This window comes from Methyloferula stellata AR4, from assembly GCF_000385335.1.
Classification (GTDB): Bacteria; Pseudomonadota; Alphaproteobacteria; order Rhizobiales; family Beijerinckiaceae; genus Methyloferula; species Methyloferula stellata.
In genome coordinates this window covers 961649-980756 of record NZ_ARWA01000001.1, presented here as the reverse complement: position 1 = coordinate 980756, position 19108 = coordinate 961649, and the positions used below count along the sequence as shown (strand labels likewise).

Annotated in this window: 18 protein-coding genes; 7 read left to right on the top strand and 11 right to left on the bottom strand. The window is 60.6% G+C overall.

Going from position 1 to position 19108, the window contains the following annotated elements; translation table 11 throughout:
- The first annotated feature begins 3 nt into the window (after positions 1-3).
- Entirely contained in the window at positions 4-783 is a 780-nt protein-coding gene (locus A3OQ_RS0104870; protein WP_020174242.1) for a hypothetical protein, read from the top strand.
- A 15-nt stretch (positions 784-798) separates the two neighbouring features.
- Here the strand turns inward: A3OQ_RS0104870 and A3OQ_RS0104865 are convergent, their stop codons facing one another.
- On the bottom strand, positions 799-1686 hold the full coding sequence (locus A3OQ_RS0104865; protein WP_020174241.1) for a branched-chain amino acid aminotransferase: 888 nt from the start codon (positions 1684-1686) through the stop codon (positions 799-801).
- A gap of 395 nt (positions 1687-2081) precedes the next feature.
- Here A3OQ_RS0104865 and A3OQ_RS0104860 point away from each other — a divergent pair, with 395 nt between their 5' ends.
- From A3OQ_RS0104860 to A3OQ_RS0104850, 3 genes are all read left to right on the top strand, one after another.
- Positions 2082-2561: a MarR family winged helix-turn-helix transcriptional regulator gene (locus tag A3OQ_RS0104860; RefSeq protein WP_152428584.1), complete on the top strand. Its 480-nt coding sequence runs from the start codon at positions 2082-2084 to the stop codon at positions 2559-2561.
- The gene (locus A3OQ_RS0104855; protein WP_020174239.1) at positions 2558-3298 is read left to right on the top strand and encodes a response regulator; all 741 of its coding nucleotides are present in this window, start codon (positions 2558-2560) and stop codon (positions 3296-3298) included. Before A3OQ_RS0104860 ends, A3OQ_RS0104855 begins: the two co-directional genes overlap by 4 nt.
- 110 nt (positions 3299-3408) lie before the next feature.
- Entirely contained in the window at positions 3409-4785 is a 1377-nt protein-coding gene (locus A3OQ_RS0104850; RefSeq protein ID WP_020174238.1) for an ATP-binding protein, read from the top strand.
- Between the two features lie 6 nt (positions 4786-4791).
- On the opposite strand, the gene A3OQ_RS0104845 is transcribed toward A3OQ_RS0104850, so the two are convergent.
- The 7 genes from A3OQ_RS0104845 to A3OQ_RS0104815 form a co-directional block, all read right to left on the bottom strand.
- Positions 4792-5694 carry a glycosyltransferase family 2 protein gene (locus tag A3OQ_RS0104845; protein WP_020174237.1) on the bottom strand — a complete coding sequence of 301 codons (903 nt, stop codon included), beginning with the start codon at positions 5692-5694 and terminating at the stop codon, positions 4792-4794.
- Entirely contained in the window at positions 5691-7121 is a 1431-nt protein-coding gene (locus A3OQ_RS0104840) for a lipopolysaccharide biosynthesis protein (RefSeq protein ID WP_020174236.1), read from the bottom strand. Before A3OQ_RS0104840 ends, A3OQ_RS0104845 begins: the two co-directional genes overlap by 4 nt.
- A 75-nt stretch (positions 7122-7196) precedes the next feature.
- Positions 7197-8525, bottom strand: coding sequence for an O-antigen ligase family protein (locus A3OQ_RS0104835; protein WP_152428319.1), 1329 nt, complete (start codon positions 8523-8525; stop codon positions 7197-7199).
- Positions 8526-8693: 168 nt separating this feature from the next.
- Complete coding sequence (locus A3OQ_RS0104830; protein ID WP_020174234.1) at positions 8694-9422, bottom strand: TetR/AcrR family transcriptional regulator; 729 nt, start codon at positions 9420-9422, stop codon at positions 8694-8696.
- Positions 9423-9518: 96 nt separating this feature from the next.
- Positions 9519-10343, bottom strand: a complete 825-nt coding sequence (gene proC / locus A3OQ_RS0104825; protein WP_020174233.1) for a pyrroline-5-carboxylate reductase — start codon at positions 10341-10343, stop codon at positions 9519-9521.
- A gap of 1 nt (position 10344) precedes the next feature.
- Positions 10345-10845 (bottom strand): type III secretion system chaperone family protein, encoded by a 501-nt coding sequence (locus A3OQ_RS0104820; protein ID WP_020174232.1) that lies wholly within the window; start codon positions 10843-10845, stop codon positions 10345-10347.
- A 359-nt stretch (positions 10846-11204) separates the two neighbouring features.
- Positions 11205-11495 (bottom strand): accessory factor UbiK family protein, encoded by a 291-nt coding sequence (locus A3OQ_RS0104815; RefSeq protein WP_026595504.1) that lies wholly within the window; start codon positions 11493-11495, stop codon positions 11205-11207.
- Between the two features lie 285 nt (positions 11496-11780).
- Between A3OQ_RS0104815 and lgt the strand changes: the two genes are divergently transcribed.
- The 3 genes from lgt to pgeF are packed head-to-tail and all read left to right on the top strand — an operon-like array spanning position 11781 to position 14490.
- Positions 11781-12626, top strand: a complete 846-nt coding sequence (gene lgt, locus A3OQ_RS0104810; RefSeq protein ID WP_020174230.1) for a prolipoprotein diacylglyceryl transferase — start codon at positions 11781-11783, stop codon at positions 12624-12626.
- Positions 12623-13720 carry a class I SAM-dependent methyltransferase gene (locus A3OQ_RS0104805; protein WP_020174229.1) on the top strand — a complete coding sequence of 366 codons (1098 nt, stop codon included), beginning with the start codon at positions 12623-12625 and terminating at the stop codon, positions 13718-13720. Before lgt ends, A3OQ_RS0104805 begins: the two co-directional genes overlap by 4 nt.
- Complete coding sequence (gene pgeF / locus A3OQ_RS0104800) at positions 13717-14490, top strand: peptidoglycan editing factor PgeF (protein WP_020174228.1); 774 nt, start codon at positions 13717-13719, stop codon at positions 14488-14490. The genes A3OQ_RS0104805 and pgeF overlap by 4 nt, the downstream gene beginning before the upstream one ends.
- A 135-nt stretch (positions 14491-14625) precedes the next feature.
- On the opposite strand, the gene A3OQ_RS0104795 is transcribed toward pgeF, so the two are convergent.
- Genes A3OQ_RS0104795 through alaS form a run of 3 tightly spaced genes read right to left on the bottom strand, consistent with a single transcriptional unit; the run spans position 14626 to position 19056 of the window.
- On the bottom strand, positions 14626-15432 hold the full coding sequence (locus tag A3OQ_RS0104795; protein ID WP_020174227.1) for a class I SAM-dependent methyltransferase: 807 nt from the start codon (positions 15430-15432) through the stop codon (positions 14626-14628).
- Positions 15429-16370 (bottom strand): alpha/beta hydrolase family protein, encoded by a 942-nt coding sequence (locus A3OQ_RS0104790; protein ID WP_020174226.1) that lies wholly within the window; start codon positions 16368-16370, stop codon positions 15429-15431. Before A3OQ_RS0104790 ends, A3OQ_RS0104795 begins: the two co-directional genes overlap by 4 nt.
- 10 nt (positions 16371-16380) lie before the next feature.
- Positions 16381-19056, bottom strand: coding sequence for an alanine--tRNA ligase (gene alaS, locus A3OQ_RS0104785; protein WP_020174225.1), 2676 nt, complete (start codon positions 19054-19056; stop codon positions 16381-16383).
- Positions 19057-19108: the final 52 nt, after the last annotated feature.

The following is a 19108-nucleotide window of genomic DNA, read 5'->3' as shown; positions in this document are numbered from 1 at the left end:
TCCATGAAAACCAATATTTTCGAGATCGGAAAGAATCGCGGAGGGGGCACCGAAAGAGGCCCCGACGATGCCGCCAAGAAATTCAATGTGGAGCTCATCAATCAAGATTGGCACCAAAGGGAATTACGCCACCGCCATCTCGAAAAGTTCTACTGGATCTCCTCGGTTATCTTGTCGATCGGCGTCGTCGTGGCGGCCGGAATGAGCGCTTATTTCGCGCGGAGTGCATGGCAAGACAGCCATAGGGCCGTGATCGAGGCGAGACAAACCACCCGCGAAGTCCAGCGCCAGACGGCGGTCGCCGAGACGCAATTGCGCTTGGCCTATCCGGCCAAACTCAGATTGACCAATATCCAGATTTTCGAGGGCTCCGATCCTCGCGACGAAGTTACCTCGTTCAAAGCCGGGACGACGGTCCATGGCCGGGCCTTTTTCACAAACCTCGGGCGGGAAGAACCGATCGTCAAGGAGACGAGATGCCTGCCCTATTGGCATATCGGCAATCTGCCGATGAACCGGCCGCATCTCGATCCGACCTTCAAATGCGATTGGAACTGGGCCAAGGACGAGAACGGGCGAACCAAGTCGAATGAAATCCGCGTGGATTTCTCGACGACGGTTCCAGACGATTATACGCCCGACATGGATTTCTATTTTCTCGGCTTCATCCAATATGAAGACGAGGTTTCCCGTAACCTTTTCACCCGATTCGCCCGGCGTTTCGATCCGGGCAAAGGCCGCTTCGTCCCTGTCGACAATCCCGACTACGAAGACGAAAGATGAGACAGGCTCGCGGGATTACGCCGCCTTTTGTTTCGGCTGCACTTCGGCGGAATAATCGTCGATCAGCGCGCGGGAGATGGCGCCCGGCGTAAACTTATAGGGGCCGATCTCCGAGACGGGCGTGACTTCGGCGCCAGTGCCGCAGATGAAAGCTTCATCGAAGCCCGCAAGCTCCTCCGGCATGATGCGGCGCTCGATCACTTCGAGGCCGCGGCGTCTGGCGAGGTCGATCACGGTTTTCCGCGTGATGCCGTCGAGAAAACAATCGGCGATCGGTGTATGCACGACGCCCTTGGCCGTGAAGAATATATTGGCGCCCGTGCATTCCGCGACACGGCCGAGCCAATCGAGCATCATCGCATCGGCATAACCGCGCCGCTCGGCGCGATGCTTCGAGATGGTGCAGATCATATAGAGTCCGGCGGCTTTGGCCCCGCTCGGCGCCGTCATCGGGTCGGGCCGGCGGTAGTCGGCGATGTCGAGGCGGATGCCTTTCATCTTCTCGTTGACGTCGAACATGCTCGGCCAATTCCAAGCCGCGATGGCGACATTGATGGTCGAATTCTGCGCTGCGACCGCCATCATCTCGCTGCCGCGCCAGGCCACAGGCCGCACGTAGCAACTGGTGAAATTGTTCTTGTCGACGACGAGCTGCTTGAAGGCATCGAGATCGGCCACGGAATAGGGAATTTCAAAATCGAGCAAGGCCGCCGAAGTGCGGAACCGTTCCGAATGTTCGCTCGACTTGAAGATGCGGCCGCCGTAGGCGCGCTCGCCTTCGAACACGCAGGAGGCATAGTGCAAGCCATGCGAGAGCACATGCAGCTTTGCGTCCTTCCAGGGGACGAGCTCACCATTCATCCAAATGAAGCCGTCGCGCTGGTCGAAAGGCAAGACGGACATGTTGGCTTCCCTCCGCTAATCGATATCGATAGAACCAGGGCCTCGCGAGACGATCGCTTTGCAAGGCCATGTTTTACGAGATCATGGCTGTAGCGGGGCGGTCCTGGCGGGATCGACGTTTGACGTCGGGCGCGGCGCCCCATCTTGGTCTTGACGCGTAACAAGCTTCCTGAAATATGTCAACAATGCTGACTTAATAAATGGGCCCAAAGAAAATAATTGGATAAGGAAAAAACGTTTTCATTTAACCCATTTCGGCGACCGACCGGTTAGACTGCCGCCGGTCCATCATCCGCCGGCAGGTGACGTTCGTGGATGTATTTGTATCGAAGAAGACTGGTTCGCAAGAGGCCGCGCGCGCCAAGCCGCAGGCGGGCGAGGCCGAACCCGCGCCGATGTTCGATCTCATCGAACTTCTGTTTTTCGCCTATCGCGATTTCGTCCGGGACGCCGACCGGCTGCTTGAAAATTACGGATTTGGCCGCGCCCATCACCGGGTTCTGCATTTCGTCAGCCGCCGTCCCGGCCTCACGATTGCCGAATTGCTCGACATATTGAAGATCACCAAGCAGAGCCTCAACCGCGTGCTCAAGGAATTGCTAGGCCAAGGCTATGTCGAAGTCAGCATGGGCGTGAACGATCGCCGCCAGCGTCTTCTCTACCCGACCGCGAAAGGCAATGACCTCGCGCTTGAGATCGCACGCCTTCAATCGCGCCGGTTCAGCCGCGTTCTCGGCCAATTGCCGCCGGGCGCGCGGGCGGGCGCCATCGATTTCCTTCTCGCCATGGTCGATGCCGGCGAACGCGACAAGGTCGCGGCCTTCATTGCCACGGGGGCGCCAGGCGCCGCGCCACGGACAAGGACCAAGACGTGAGCCAGACCGAGGCCGCCGTCTCCGGCACCGATGCACCGGCCGACGATGCCGCGCATCTTCTCGTCGTCGATGACGACCGGCGCATCCGCCAGCTTCTCTCGCGCTATCTGTCCGAGCAGGGTTATCGCGTCACGACGGCCGGTACCGCCGCCGATGCCGCGGCCTGCCTGAAAAGCATCTCCTTCGATCTCATCGTGCTCGATGTGATGATGCCCGGCGAAAACGGATTTGATTTTGCCGCGAAACTGCGGGCCGATGCGTCCGATCGCGGCCAGGTGCCGATCTTGATGCTCACCGCCCGCTCCGAGACGGAGGACCGCGTGCGCGGCTTCGAGACCGGCGTCGACGACTTTCTGGCCAAGCCTTTCGAACCGCGCGAGCTCTCGCTGCGGATCGCCTCGATTTTGAAGCGGACCAAACAGTTCATCGCCTCCGAGACCGTGACGCAGGTGCGCTTCGGCGATTTCACCTTCGATCTCGGCCGCAGCGAATTGCGGACCGGCACGGAGATGATAAGGCTGACCGATCGCGAACGTGAGATGCTCAGGCTGCTCGCCGAAAACGCCGGCGAAACCGTATCGCGCGATACTTTGGCCGGCCCGACGGCGGCCGGTAATGAACGGACGATCGATGTGCAGGTCAACCGGCTGCGCCATAAGATCGAGCGCGATCCGGCCAACCCGCAGCATCTGCAAACGGTGCGCGGCGCCGGCTATCGCCTGCTGATTGATCGTTAAAGCATGATCCCGAAAAGTTGCGGGCTTTTCGGATGAGATTATGCGTTAAAGAAAGATAGAACATGATCGTCGGCCCATATTTATTCGTGATGGTTTAACGAGGCGAGGACATGGCCTATCTGTCCCTGCCCGCCTATATCCAAAAGCCCCGCGCGGTTTGGCGTACCTTCGCCCGCAGGCTCGCAGGCATCTGGCCGAAGGGGCTTTATGCCCGCTCGCTCCTCATCGTCATCCTGCCGATGGTGATTTTGCAATGCGTGGTCACCTATGTGTTCATGGAGCGGCATTGGCAGCTCGTGACGACGCGCCTTTCGATGGATCTGACGCAGGACATCGCGGCTCTCATCGATCTGTCGAAAAGCTATCCGACGGACAGCGACCGCGAAACGCTCACGCGCATCGCGCAGGACCGTCTGAAGATGGATGTGGAGTTTCTGCCGAAAGGTCCCCTGCCGCCGACTTTGCCGAAACCGTTTTTTTCGATCATCGACATTGCGCTCTCGAATGAGATCCGCAAGCAAATCGGGAGGCCCTTCTGGCTCGATACGGTCGGGCGCTCGAACTTCATCGAAGTCAGGATTCTGCTCGACGATGCGATTTTGCGCGTCGTCGCCTTGCGCAGCGCGGCCTATGCCTCGAATTCCTATATTTTCATCCTCTGGATGACCGGCACCTCGGCCGTGCTGCTCATCGTCGCCATCGCCTTCCTGCGCAATCAGATCCGGCCAATCCTGCGGCTTGTCGGCGCGGCCGAAGCATTCGGCAAGGGGCGCGAGGTCGATTTCCGGCCGCGCGGCGCTAGAGAAGTCCGCCAAGCCGGCTATGCCTTCATCGAGATGAAGCGCCGCATCGAGCGCGCCATCGAGCAGCGTACAACGATGTTGAATGGCGTCAGCCACGACCTGCGCACGATTCTCACGAGGTTCAAGCTTTCGCTCGCCCTGATGGGCGGCGAAGACTCCGACGAGATGCAAAAAGACGTCGACGAAATGCAGCGCATGCTCGAGGCCTATCTGGCCTTTGCGCGCGGCGATGCCGGCGAATCGTCGGTCAAAGTCGACATGCGGCATTTCCTGGAGGATATCTGCGCCGACGCGCAACGCCACGGCCATGACGTCAAAATGTCCTTCACGGGCGACCCCGACGTCGCCGTCCGCGCCGATGCGTTCAAACGCTGCCTGACGAATCTCGTCGGCAATGCCTGCCGTCACGCGAAGACGACCTGGATCGAAGCCACCCGCGACGCGCGCTTCCTGACGATCCATATCGACGACGACGGGCCGGGCATTCCGGCCGATCGGCGCGAAGACGTTTTCCGGCCCTTCTTCCGCCTCGACGAAGCCCGCAATCAGGATGAAGGCATCAATGATGGCACCGGCCTTGGCCTTGCGATAGCACGCGATATCGCAAGCTCACACGGCGGCGACATTACGCTTTCCGACAGCCGCTTCGGAGGGCTGCGCGCGACGGTGCGGGTCCCAGTCTAACCGACCTCACAAGTCCGCGGCGCGTTCCGGCGTGATGCGGCCGCGCATGATATCGGCGAGCGCGATGAAATTGCCGTAGAGCCGCCCGCGGCGGTCTACGAACGGCTCCGGACGCACGGTCCCCAGCAGGTTGCTCAGAAGATTGCGGAGGGCGATATTCGCGAGGAACCTCTTTGAGAGCGTGCCCTTGCGGGCCAAATAAACCGCGTTGGTCATTTGCGAATAGCCCAAAGTGACCCCCCGCGTCCGCGCCACCTTATGCCCGAGATGAACGCCCCAGAGCGCATCGGCGCGGGCCTGTCGTCCGCGATGCTTGATCTGGCCGCCGAAGTCGCAATCCTCCAGCCAGCCATAGAGCGGGAGACGTTCGTCGAAGGCGACATCGCCGATCGCAGCATATCGGAAGGCCATATTGCATCCATAGGGACCAAATCCATCGTGCAGGCCATTGTCGCCCGGCGGGCTCGCGTCACGCGCCTGGACGAGCCTTTCAGCCTCTTCTTGCGGGATTCCCGCGGTCTTGATGCCATCTGCGAGGACGGTGCCCGTGAGGCTGACGAGATCCGGATTTGCCTTGAAAAGCTCCACCATCGTCTCGATCCAATAGCGAGACGGGACGAAGTCGTCGTCGAAAAAGACCACGTAGGAGAAGCGTCCCGCAGCCAATGCCAGGCCATCGTTGCGCTGTTTGGGTAGGCCGCGCCGTCCAAGGCTGACGGTGAGACCCGGCTGGTCTTTGTCGAATCCGGCGACGTCTTCGTCGCGGCACGCAACCACGAAGATCGCGTCCGGCGGACGCGTCTGATCGCGAAGGGCGCGCACGAGGCTCTTTGCGAGTTCGGGGCGTCCGCATGTCGCGATCACGACCGCGACGCTGTCTTGCCCGATCCCGGTTTCGAGATCGTTCATTTCGCGAACATCCCCAGAGCTCTGAGCTGAAGGGTCAGACTATTTCGAAGGTCCGCGACGTTGAAGACCAGGACCGAAGCAGCGTAAACGATGCCGCCGATGACGATGGAGCTCGATAAGGCAAGCCATGGCAGGCCGATCGTCCGCAACGGCCATATCGAGGCCACCATCAAGCCCGTTGCGATCACGATCGCCGCGAGATCGCGAAGGGACGGAATGCAGTCGCGCAGTCTAAACGCATAGAATCCGACAGCGACGCTGGAGACCAACAGGCTCACGGAATGCACGATAGCGAAAGCGACCGGGCCGGACCCGGGCGGCAAGGATACCAAGAGCACGACGTCGCAGGCGGCACCGGCAACGGCTGCGAAGACGAGCGGACCCGTCCGATGCGCCAATTGAAGCACCGGGCCGAAGGCAAATTGCGCGAGGCAGAAGGAAAGCACGCCCGGTATCAGCACCAAGCTGACCTGAGAGAACAGACCGCGATAGGCCGAAGGTACGAAAAGCGCCTCGAAGAATGGCAGCACCACGGCGTAACCAGCGGCGGCGGGAAGCAGAGCCGCCACAACGAACACCATGTTTTTTGCGATCTGCCGCTTGGCCGCCGGAACGCCCTGCGTGGCTTCAAGCCGCATCGCATTCTGAAAGAGGAACACGTCGAAGCCGGCGCCCAAGGACAGAAAAATCCGGATGGTGACATCGGTCGGCAGAGAGAGCTGACCGGCATCGCCATAGCCCAATTGCGCCGCCAGCGCCCATCGATTTGCGAGGATGATGATCTGGTAAAACACATTCGCGACGACGATCGGGACGCCATATTTGGCGAAGCCGAAGATCCTGTCGCTTTTGGCGAGTGCGAGCCTCGCGTTCGAGTCGCGCAGCCGCGGCCAGACGGATGCAATTGCGATGACGATGCTCAAGGTCAGCGCTGCGAGGACCGAGATCGTGCTGTGAAAGACGCGGCCGGCGATCACCATCAAGGCGAGTGCCAGGACGTTTTTGCAGACGACCAGTTGAATATAGGTCTTGTCAAGAAAACGGGCCCGCGCCAGCGCCGACCAATATTCGAATTGGCCGGTCGCAAAACTCGTCGCGGCGACGGCGACGACAAGCATCGCCGACAACCATGGCGTCAACCCGAAGGTCGTGACGATCAAAACGCAGGCCGCGAGAAGCAGTCCGCCGACGAGATAGACGGAATCAAGGCTGGAGCGGAGGTCGGGGTGGGTTATCCGCGCGTGTTCGCTATAGTGGCGCGTCGCCGACAGGCGCAGCCAGTCGAACAGGCTGGTGCTGAGCACGATAGCAATCATCGAGGCCACGGCGAATTGCCCGAATTCCTGCGGACCGAGCACGGCCGCGACGGCGAGGCCCGTCGCGAAATTCAGGGCCGCGTTCAGGAAGAAGGTTAAGACAAGCGTCATGTGTCAATTCGGATAGGGGCTCTCCGCGTAGCGCAGCTTCGATGAAAATATTTAAAATATATACCGCGGAGGAGGTTATGGCGGTCTCGCGGAGGCTAGCGCCTGACGTGGCTGCGGCGAGCCTGATTGGAGCCATCTGATGCGCGCGGCCTCGATCCCCCAGACCGCGCCCAAGGTAATGTAGAACATGCGCCAGTGATCGATGTCGATTTGCAGCGCTTGCAGGAAGAACACGAAGGTCGCGCACCAGATGATCTGCATTTCGCGCAGATAGGGCGAGCGCAAAAACGAACCTCTGAACCCGACATAGGCCGTCGTCAGGACCATGCCGATGAAGACGAAGCCGCCGAGCCAGCCGTTCGATGCGAAGGCATTGATAAAGGCATTATGCGGCTCGATCCCGAAGACCAGCCGGAAGCGCAGCGGACCAAAGCCGTTCGGCAGTTCGAGCAGCATGGGGATCGAACGCAATTGATTGCCGAAGCGGCCGGTCGGTCCTTCGTCATATTCCTGGGTCACCGTCGCGCGCATAAAAAAGAATTCGCGGATCTGGGCGTTGCTGAGCGCAATGAGCAGCGCGATGACGGCGGCCGCCGCGACAAAGAAGGCGGCGAAGATGATGCGCCGCCGCATACGCCGCGAATCCGCCGTATAGAGCGACATGGCGGTCAGCAGGAAAATCGAGACGATGGCGGCGCCCCAGGAGCCGCGCGAGAAGGATAGGAAAAGCGCCGTGACCGAGAGCGCCAGGGAAACCAAGGTCAGCAGCAGAAATCGCGTGCGGCCTAAGAGAAGCTTTTGCACCAGGTAGAGAATGCCCGGCACCATATAGGACCCGAGCACGTTCGGATCCTTGAACGGGATCATCGCGCGACCGTCCTTGATGAGCTCCTCGCCCGAACCGAAAGTGCCCATCCATGTCACGATGGCGATCACCGCGGCCAGAACGCAACTGATCGTATATCCCTTGAGGCAGATATCGATGCGCTGCTTCGAATTCTCCGAAAAGAACAGCGCATAGAAGACGCCGGTCGTCGAGATGAACAGCGTATGCCACATGAAGCTCTGCGGGTCGGGCTCGTTCCAATAGGGGATAAGCCCAATGAAGCCGCCAAGCACCCACATTTCGAGCAGGATAATGAAGGGCAATACGGCGCGATGAATCGAAAATCCGCCGATGATCCATAAAAGGAGCGTGAGAAGGATCAAAAAGTCATAAGGCGAAGGCTCGATGAAAACGATCGAGCCGCTGATCGAGCAAACCAAAAAGACAGCGTTCAGGAGCCGCTTGTAATTCAGCGTCCAGGCAGCTCTCGGCTCCGGAACAAGCTGAGAATCGACCGCACCGATCTTGGGCGGGCGCGATCCAAAATCGTCGCGATTGAGGGCGGAGGCTTCGGTCATCGCAACCCGCATGCGTGGTAACAGCATCCAGGTTTATGCATACGTCGTTAATAAACTATTAGGGTCTTTGCGCACAAACGGGGCCATCGCTTCAGATTGAATCGCGGCCTGCGCTTGGCTTTAACGCATGATCTTATCCGAAAACTCTGCAACTTTCGGGATCATGCTTTACAATACGACCCGCTCCGGCTTTTCATCGTCCCACTTCGTGTCGCGCGAGCCGCGGGTCGTGCGCCGCCGCTCCCAAAGCGCGCGGGCGAGCGAAAAGAGCGGCGAAGCGAGACGGTTCAGATCTTCGGCGCGCGCGACGAATTTGCCGCCATTCGTCAATTCGCGATCGAGCGCCGCCATGGTCGGCGCGAAGCCCGGATCGTCATCCGTGAACCAAGTGCGCAGCACCCGCGCCCAGGCGAGCACCAGGCCTTGCAGCTTCAAGGCGCCGACGGTCCCTTCGGAGTCGATACCGGCCGCCTCCAGCATGAAGCGCATGGAGTTGAGTTCGAGCCCATTGATCGCGGTCGCGGCGATCGGATCGCGGCGCAGCCATTCGGCGATGCCTTCGAGGCCGAGCTTATAAGGCGCCAGCGCGTCGAGGCGCCGCATCAAGACATCGAACAAGCGTTCCTTGGCCGGCTCGTCGGCAAGATCGCCGGTCGTGCCATCAAGCACGACCTTGTCGATCTTGCGCAGAAAGGCGGAAAGCACCGCGCCTTTCGAGGGGAAAAGATCGCGGAAGGCCGACAGCGAGACATTGGCCCGCGTGGCGACATCGGTAATGGTGATGTCTTCCCAGCTCCGTTCGCCGGCCAATTCCAAAAGCGCGTCGATGATCGCCGATTTCGCATCCGCCGGCGGCATGGCCGTGCCCTGTGCCCCATTCTCGTGGCTCTGCGCCATCACGCTCTCCTCACACGCTCCGGACGAAGATTTGGCCGGATGAAGCAGTTTAGGCCGCCAAGGCGGCACTTCCAAGGCCTGCATGAAAAAGAGAGTTTAGCCCGCCAGTTCCCCGGCGCGGCGCTTGGCGGCGAGAACGGCTTTTTTTAGCAGGGGTAAAAGCCCGTCCTCCGCCATCAAAACCTCCAGCGCGGCGGCCGTCGTCCCGCCAGGCGAGGTCACATTGCGGCGCAAGGTGCCCGGATCGAGCTCGCTGGCGGCCAGCAATTCGCCCGCACCTTCGAGCGTCGCCCGCGCGAGACGCGCTGCGAGATCTGGCGGCAGACCCGCTTCGACACCCGCCTCCGCAAGGCATTCCACAAGGTAGAAAACATAAGCGGGGCCGGACCCGGAAATAGCGGTTAGCGCATCGATTAGGCTTTCGTCCTCGAGCCATTCGACGCGGCCGACCGCTGCGAGCAGCGCATCGGCCTTTTTCCGTTGCGCCGGCGTGACGGCCGCGTTTGCGACGGCGCCGGTGATGCCGTGTCCGACAGAGGCCGGCAGATTGGGCATGGCCCGCACGATGGGCCTCCCGTCTCCCAAACGCGCTTCCAGATTGGCGAGCGTCTTCCCGGCGAGAATGGATAGAATGAGCGTGCCCTGCGTCATGACGCGCAACATGCTCGGCATTGCCGTCTCGAGCATTTGCGGCTTTACGGCCAGAACGAGCGCCTCGGGAGGCGATGCGGGCGCGCCGAGGCCGAGGCCTTTTTCTCGCGCGAGAGCGACGATCCGCGGATCGGGCTCCGGATCAATGATGCTGATATGCCGCGGATCGAAACCGAGCCGGAGCCAGCCATCGAGCAGAGCGCCGCCCATCTTCCCGGCGCCGATGAGAAGCAGAGAGGCGGGAAACTGATCCGCGCCTTGCTCCGCCATATCAGGCTTCGCCTTGTGTTTCGATCATCGCCGTATCCAATGCCTCGCGTCCCGATTTACCGGCCCAGACGACGAATTGGAAGGCTTGATAATAGCGCTCGCAGGCCATGACCGCCTGGCTCAAAGCCGCCTCGCACTGGCTGCTGTTGAGTTCGGCGCCGCCGGTCAGCAGAAACGAATGCCGGAACATCACGACGCCCTCTTTCGGCCAGATGTCGAAATGGCCGATCCAAAGCTGTTCGTTGACGAGCGAGACGAGCGACAAAACTTCGTTGCGGCGCACCTGAGGCACTTTGAGATCGAAGGAACAGGCCAGATGCAACGCTTCGAGTTCAGCGAGCCAGGTGAAGGCGAGATTATAATCCGTCCATCCGCCCGAAACGGAAATCGAGATTTCATCCTCTTCGTCGCGATCGAAGGACCATTCGTTATGGGCGGCAAATCTTTCGATAATATCCACGGGATGTTCGTTGCGCTCGAGCTCGATTTGAGAAAGCGACATTACCATGTGCCCCGAGACATGCAGCCCCCGGCTTTGCCAAGAGGATGCGAAAAGCAGAACGCGGCGAAACCCTGCACAGCTATATGGCCATGCTGTCCGACCAAGACTTAAGGCGAAGCGGCAGCCCCTGAGTCATGCGACTCAAACTCGCTTCGTCTGACTGCACGGAATCACAACGAAGCCCTCCAATGCAACAGGCCCGCCGTACTTTATCGGTGGAGGAAAAAACCGCTCACAGTTCATTGAATCGTAACATCTGATTCGCGCGCTACGCGAATCACTCGCGCCTTTCGGCGTTCCGGTTTGGCAATGCTCTTTGATTCAATGCGCTCAGAAAAATGCGGCCTGCGGGCGCCGTCTCAATCGGTGGAATCGCCCGAGCCGGATGGGGTATTTTGAGCGCCGCCGAGCTTGGCTTCGAGCGCCGCCAACCTTGCCTCAAGCTTGTCGTTCTCATCGCGGGCGCGCGCGGCCATCTCTTTGACCGCCTCGAATTCTTCGCGGCTCACCACGTCGAGCGTCGAAAGCCAGCGCTCGAACTGGCCCTTGACCACCTGTTCGAATTCGCGGCGAACCCCTTGGGCCATACCCGCCGCATCGCCCATCAGGCGGGTGAAGTCGTCAAAGACACGGCCGCGAGTCTCACGCATGACGCACTCCTGATATTAAGGTTCCAGCCGCTGTTTAGACTGGTGCTTCAGGATCATTTATCATATCGCCCCGGCTTTGACAGCGTTGGATTCGTCGGGGCATTAGATCACGATGATTTTGGATAACCCAACTCGGGCATACCAGAATTGGGTTATCCAAAATCATGAACGTGATCGACTCTAATAGTTTTAGAGCAGGATGCGGGCGGAAAACCGCTCACACTTTTCCTCATCCCGATCTAGAGCGGCGCGAGGACGCGACAAAATTCGAAAAGGCTGGTCTTGATGGGTTTCTCCGCATTGCTTTGGCCGCTCTTGATCGCCTATCCGACGATCGACCCCGTGCTCGTCAATATCGGGCCGCTTCCGATCAGATGGTATGCGCTCGCCTATATCGCGGGCCTCATCCTGGGCTGGGCCTATGCGCGCTACCTTGTCGGACATGACGCGTTCTGGGCCAAAGTGCCACGCCCGTCGGTCACCAGCATCGACGACCTCATCGTCTATATAGCCGTCGGCATTATCCTGGGCGGCAGGCTTGGCTATGTGATCTTCTACAATCCCGGCTTCTACGCTGAAAATCTTGCCGAGATCCCGGCGGTCTGGAAAGGCGGCATGTCGTTTCATGGCGGCCTCGTCGGCGCCGCGCTCGGGGTGATTATGTTCGCACGGCGGCACAAGGTCGCCATCATGAGCGTCGCCGATATCGCGTCCGCCGCGACGCCGATCGGCCTTTGTCTCGGCCGTATCGCGAATTTCATCAAGCCGGAGCTTTGGGGCCGCCCGACCGACGTGCCATGGGCGATGATCTTTCCAGGCGCAGGTCCGCTGCCGCGCCATCCAAGCCAGCTTTATGAGGCGGGCCTCGAAGGCCTTGCGCTCTTCATTCTGCTTTATATCGCGATCCGTCTCGGCGCCTTGCGCCATCCGGGCCTCGTGGCGGGTCTTTTTGCCATAGGCTATGGGACGGCGCGAATCTTCTGCGAGTTTTTTCGCGAACCGGATCCGCAATTGGGCTTTCTTTTCGGCGGCGCGACCATGGGCATGTTCTTGTCCTTGCCTTTGATCGTCGCAGGCCTTCTCTGTCTTCTCTATGCTTGGCAGAAGAACCGCGTGAAAGCCGCGACGTGAACGCACTCCACCAAGAAATCGCAGCGATGATCGCCGAGGCTGGCCCGATCAGCCTTGAACTCTATATGAAGCTCGCGCTCGCCCATCCGATCCACGGCTATTACCGCAGCAGGCTCCCGATCGGCGCGGAGGGCGACTTCATCACCGCGCCGGAAGTGCATCAAATGTTCGGCGAATTGATAGGGCTCTGGGCCGCCGAGGTCTGGCGCCTGATGGGCGAACCGCCGCATCTTCATCTGGTCGAGCTTGGACCCGGACGCGGCACCTTGATGGCGGATGCCTTGCGCGCCGCGCGCGTCGTGCCCACGTTCTTCGACGCGCTCGACGTTCATCTCGTCGAGACGAGCGAGACATTTACGGCTGTGCAGCGCGAAACGCTTTCCACATGCGGCGTAGCCCCGGCATGGCACTTGGCATGGGACGATGTCCCGAAAGGACCGATGATTGTCATTGCAAACGAGTTCTTCGACGCCTTGCCGGTGCGCCACTATGTTTTCGATGGCGGCTGGCGCGAGCGGCTCGTCGGTCTGGCGCCCGATGGTGGACTCGCTTTCGGTCTCGCGCCCGAGCCCAGTCCGGAGATCGGCGTGAAAGCTGCGCCCGGCACAATTCTCGAACTTGGCCTCGCGGCGCAGGAGATGATGAGCGAGATCGCTGCGCGCTTCACCGCTGAGGCCTCTGTGCTCCTTGCGCTCGATTATGGCTCGGATGCGTTTCACTTCGGCGAAACCTTGCAGGCGGTCCGCGATCATCGCTTTGCGAATGTGCTCGAAGATCCGGGACAAGCCGATCTCACGGCGCATGTCGATTTCGCCGGGCTCGCGCGAGCGGCGTATAAAGCGGGCGCGGCGGTGCATGGTCCGATATCGCAGGGCCTGTTTTTGACGCGGCTCGGCATTTTTACGCGCGCTGCGCAGCTCGTTCAGAGAGCCGATGCGCGGCAAAAGACAGAGATCGATGCGGCGCTCGACCGGCTGGCGCGTCCTGGTCCGCAAGCGGGTCCGCGCGCGAGCATGGCAGAGCTTTTCAAAGTGCTGGTGGTGACGAGCCCCGGCCTTGCCATTCCTCCAGGCTTCGAGGCAGATGCCGCATGAGCGATGTTTTGGCCCTTCACGCGACCGAGCTTGAAACGCAAGGCGTCCGGCACGGTTTCTTCACGCGCCAAGGCGGCGTCTCGACCGGCGTCTATGCCTCGCTGAATGGCGGCGTCGGATCGAAGGACGATCCCGAAGCCGTCGCCGAGAATCGCCGCCGCATGGCGCTGCATCTCGGCGTCGAACCGGCCCATCTTCTAGTGCCCTATCAGATCCATTCGCCGGATGCCCTGATTGTCGAGGCGCCCTTCGGCGATGAGCGGCCCCGTTGCGACGGGCTCGTGACCGCGACGCGCGGCCTCGCGCTTGGCGTCACCGGCGCCGATTGCGGGATCACGCTTTTCGTCGAACCCGAAGCCCACGTGATCGGCGCCGCGCATGCCGGCTGGAAGGGTGCGCTCGACGGCATTTTGGAAGCAACCCTGGCGCAGATGGAAAAGCTCGGCGCAAAGCGGGAGAAGATCAAAGCCGTACTCGGTCCGACGATCGGCCCAAATTCATATGAGGTCGGGCCGGAATTTGTCGCGCGCTTCGCCGGGATGGCTGAATCCTACAGCGCCTTCTTCAAGCCGTCACCGCGCGAGGGCCATGCCTATTTCGATCTGCCTGGCTTCATCGGCCTGCGTCTGACAAAAGCCGGCGTCGGGAGCTTCACCAATCTGGCGCTCGACACCTATGCCGACGAGACGCGCTTCTTCAGCTATCGCCGTTGCACGCATCGGCAAGATGCCGATTACGGCCGTCAGATCGCCGCGATCGCTTTGGTGTGAGCCGATCTAATTGGAGTTAGGCCCCGCGTCATTGCGAGCGCAGCGAAGCAATCCAGAGCCGCGCTCCGGCCTTATTCTGGATTGCTTCGTCGCTCCGCTCCTCGCAATGACGGAGGTGTTGAATGACCAGAGTCGTTAAATTTTTGTCGCGACGAATGTCATGCGCGCCTGATGATGGCCGATATTACGGTCGGCACGTTTGGCGGCGAAGCCATGCGATGACAGCAAGGCGAGCATATCTTCTTGCGTATAGGTCGTGAGCCCGATCGCCTCGCGTAGCGCGCGATAGTTCGAAAAGAATGTCGCGACGAGCCCGCGCAAGGCCGCGAATAGAAAGCCGCCCTCGAAAGCGAAGGTCAGCAACGCTTTCACGTCATCCACTGTTCCAAGATCGGGCGGAATCACATCGCCCAGAACGAGCCTTCCGCCCTGCTTTATCTTGTCATGCCAGATTTCAATGAGGCGCGCGGCTTCGTCCGCACGCAAATATTGCAAAACCGAATTGCAGACCACCATGTCGAGACTGCCATCGGGCAAACCGAGAAAGCCGTCCTCGTCCAAGACCGAGATCCTGGGCTCTTCTTCGAACCGCCGGCGCAATTTATCCCGCACATTCGGCGCGGCGTCGAGAAGATAGAGCTTCGCACATTTTTGCGCGACGAGATCGGCGGACCAGGCCTCGCCGCATCCATAATCGAGCACCAGAGCGGGATGAGGAAAAGTGTGCAGCGGTTTTCCGCCCGCATCCCGCTCTAAATTAGTAGAATCGATCACGTTCATGATTTTGGATCGATTCGATCCAAAATCATGAACGTGATCTAGCGCATCGGGTGATGGAACGAGCGCCGCTATATCCTTGGCGATGCGATCGTAATGCAAGAGCCTATGGCGGGCGCTGACATAGATCGAATGCGGTTCGTTCCAGAATTCGCGCCAGCTCAAAAGGCACCTCGAAGCCGGGCGGCGACCGCGCTCAAGGGATCGCGCGTCCAAGCCTGCGACATGAAATCATTATGCACGAGAGAGTCGCCTGCGGCCAAAAACGCGATCTCGCCCGGCGCGAAATGCTGCGGCAATTGTTGATGCACGGCAATGCTCTTTTCGGCAAGACGGTTTTCGAGATCGAGATTTTGGGCCTTCGTCGAAACAGAATAGGCGCTGAAGAAAAACGTCTGCGCTCTTTGCCGGGCGATCCAATCGGCGAATGTGTCGATCTCGCCATAAAGCGCATCGAAGAGAAGCACGCCTTTCAATCTGTCATTGCCGCGCGCCTGAAGAATGGCGGACGCCGGCATATAGCCGCCGCTATAGGCGGCAAGCACCACCGGGCAGGCATGAAAAAGATGCCGCGTGCCGGGATCGCCTGCGAGCGCCGCCAGACGTTCGGCGGCCTCATCGAGAAATTGCGGAAAGACACCCGGGTCCCAAAACCGGCCGGCGCTTGAATCCAAGGCATCGGCTGCGAATTGCGGCGCGACCAGAACGGCGTTGAGGCCGGAGGCGGCCACTTGCTGCGGGATTTGCTGGCGCATGACGACATCGCGCATCAGCAAGGATTTATTGCCGTGCAGGAACATCAAGATCGCCGCCGGCCGTTTCGGATCGAAGCCCGGCGGCACATAAAGCAGAACGCGCCGGTCGCTATAGGTCTCGTCTTCCCAATAAACGCCGCCGCGCGGCGAGGTATGGCCGCGCCGCGCGCCGGAGGCGACATCGAGAAACGGCTTGTTTTGACCCGGAATGTCGCCGGCATAAGGAAAAGGCGACGTCTCGAAGGCGATGATCTGCATATGCGCGGCGCCTGCGGCCGATGGAGCGGTTTGCGCCATGGCGGCTACAAGTGGCGCGCCCAGCACGGTGCGGCGCGTGATCTCGCGCATCGCCGTGACCTCAATCGACGCCTGCCTTTTCGCGCAAAGCCTGGCTGACAGCTTCGAGTGCCGCTTCGGCTGCAGCGCCATTCGGGCCGCCCGCCTGTGCGAGATCGCGGCGGCCGCCGCCGCCCTTGCCGCCGAGCGCAACCGAGGCCGCTTGCACAAGCGCGACCGCATCGAAGCGCGCGGTCAAATCCTGAGTCACGCCGACGACCACACCGGCCTTGCCGTCCGGCGCAACGCCGACGATGGCGACGACGCCGGAGCCGATGCTTTGCTTGGCCTCATCGGCCAGCGGCTTCAGATCCTTCATGTCTACGCCTGAGACGCTGCGCCCCAGAAACTTGACGCCGTCGATGTCCTGCGCCGACGGCGCGCCGCCTTCGCCGCCGCCCATGGCAAGCTTGCGGCGCGCTTCGGTCAATTCGCGTTCGAGCTTGCGGCGCTCGTCGATGAGACTCGCGAGACGCTGACTAAGCTCGTCTTCCGGCGCCTTCAGCAAAGACGCAAGATCGTGCAGGCGATGCGCCTGCTCGTTCAGATGATGGCGCGCTTCGCTCGCCGTTTTCGCCTCGATGCGGCGCACGCCGGCGGCCACAGCGCCTTCGGAGACGATCGAGATCAGGCCGATATCGCCCGTGCGAGACACATGCGTGCCGCCGCAAAGCTCGGTCGAGAAGGCAGCCTGGGCCGCGGCCTCCGGCTCGAACGCGCGGCCCATCGAGACGACGCGGACTTCGTCGCCATATTTTTCACCAAACAAGGCGCGTGCGCCGGATTCGATCGCCGCCTCCTGGCTCATCAGCCGCGTCGAGACCGGCGCGTTCTGCAACACGGCCGCATTGGCGATCTCTTCGACCCGCGTCAGTTCCTCCGGCGAGATCGGCTTCGGATGCGCGAAATCGAAGCGCAGACGATCCGGCGCAACGAGCGAACCCTTCTGGGCGACATGATCGCCGAGCACTTGCCGCAAAGCCTCGTGGAGAAGATGCGTCGCCGAATGATTGGCGCGGACGGCGGCACGGCGCGAATGATCGACGATGAGTTCAAGCTCCTGTCCGACCACGAGCTCGCCGCGCTCGACGGTGGCGTCGTGCACGAAGAGATCGCCGAGCTTCTTTTGCACATTGGCGATCTTCACCGCGACCGAGGCCGCGATCATGAATCCATGGTCGCCGACCTGACCGCCCGATTCGCCGTAAAAGGGCGTCTGATTGAGAATGATGAGGCCGGACTCGTCTTCCTTGAGGCTTTGCACCTCTTGGCCATCCTTCACGATGGCAGCGACAATGCCGACCGCCTGTTCGGTCTCATAGCCCAAAAACTCGGTCGCGCCGATGCGCTCCTTGAGTCCGAACCAGATCGCATCTGTCGCGGCTTCGCCGGAGCCTGTCCAGGCCTTGCGGGCCTCGGCGCGCTGGCGCTCCATCGCCTGATTATAGACCTCGTGATCGACGCTATTTTGCGTGGCTTTCAGCGCGTCCTCGGTGAGGTCGAGCGGGAAGCCGTATGTATCGTAGAGTTTGAACGCGATATTGCCGTCGAGCCGGTCGCCGGGCTGCAACGACGCTTTCGCCTCGTCCAGAATTTCGAGGCCCTTCTTGAGCGTCGTGCGGAAGCGCGTCTCCTCGAGCCGGAAGGTTTCGATGATCAAGGCTTCGGCGCGCAGCAGTTCCGGATAGGCCTGACCCATTTCGCGCGACAGCACCGGCACGAGCTTCCACATCAAAGGCTCGGCCGCGCCCAGAAGCTGCGCATGGCGCATGGCGCGGCGCATGATCCGGCGCAGCACATAGCCGCGCCCCTCGTTCGAGGGCAAAACGCCGTCGGCGACAAGAAAAGCGCAAGCGCGCAGGTGATCGGCGATGACGCGATGGCTCGCCTTCTGCGGCCCGTCGGGATCGACGCCGGTCGCAGAGGCGACTGCGAGAATCAAAGCGCGCATCAGATCGATGTCGTAATTGGACGTCTTGCCTTGCAGAAGTGCTGCGATGCGCTCGAGCCCCATGCCAGTATCGATCGACGGGCGCGGCAAAGCGAGCCGTTCGCCCGGCGAGACCTGCTCGAATTGCATGAAAACGAGATTCCAGAATTCCAGGAACCTGTCGCCGTCTTCGTCCGCACTGCCGGGCGGCCCGCCGAACAGTTTGTCGCCCTGATCGTAGAAAATTTCGGAACAGGGACCGCAAGGCCCGGTGTCACCCATGGCCCAGAAATTGTCGCTTGTCGGGATGCGGATGATTTTCGATTCGGGAAAACCCGCGATCTTCTTCCACAGATCGAAGGCCTCATCGTCGGTGTGATAGACGGTGACGAGAAGCCTATCGACGGGCAGCGAAAATTCCTTGGTGATCAGATTCCAGGCGAGCGTGATCGCTTCTTCCTTGAAATAATCACCGAAGGAAAAATTGCCGAGCATTTCGAAAAACGTGTGGTGGCGCGCGGTATAGCCGACATTGTCGAGATCATTGTGCTTGCCGCCGGCGCGGACGCATTTTTGCGCGGTCGAAGCACGGGTATAAGGGCGCTTCTCGATGCCGGTGAAGACATTCTTGAATTGGACCATGCCGGCGTTAGTGAACATCAAGGTCGGGTCATTGCGCGGCACGAGCGGCGACGAGGGCACGATCTCGTGGCCGTTCTTTTTGAAATAATCGAGAAAGGTCGATCTGATCTCGCTGACGCCGGTCATTTTCCCAAATCCATCATCACGCTTTTTTGCATCCTAAGGCCGCGGGCCCGAG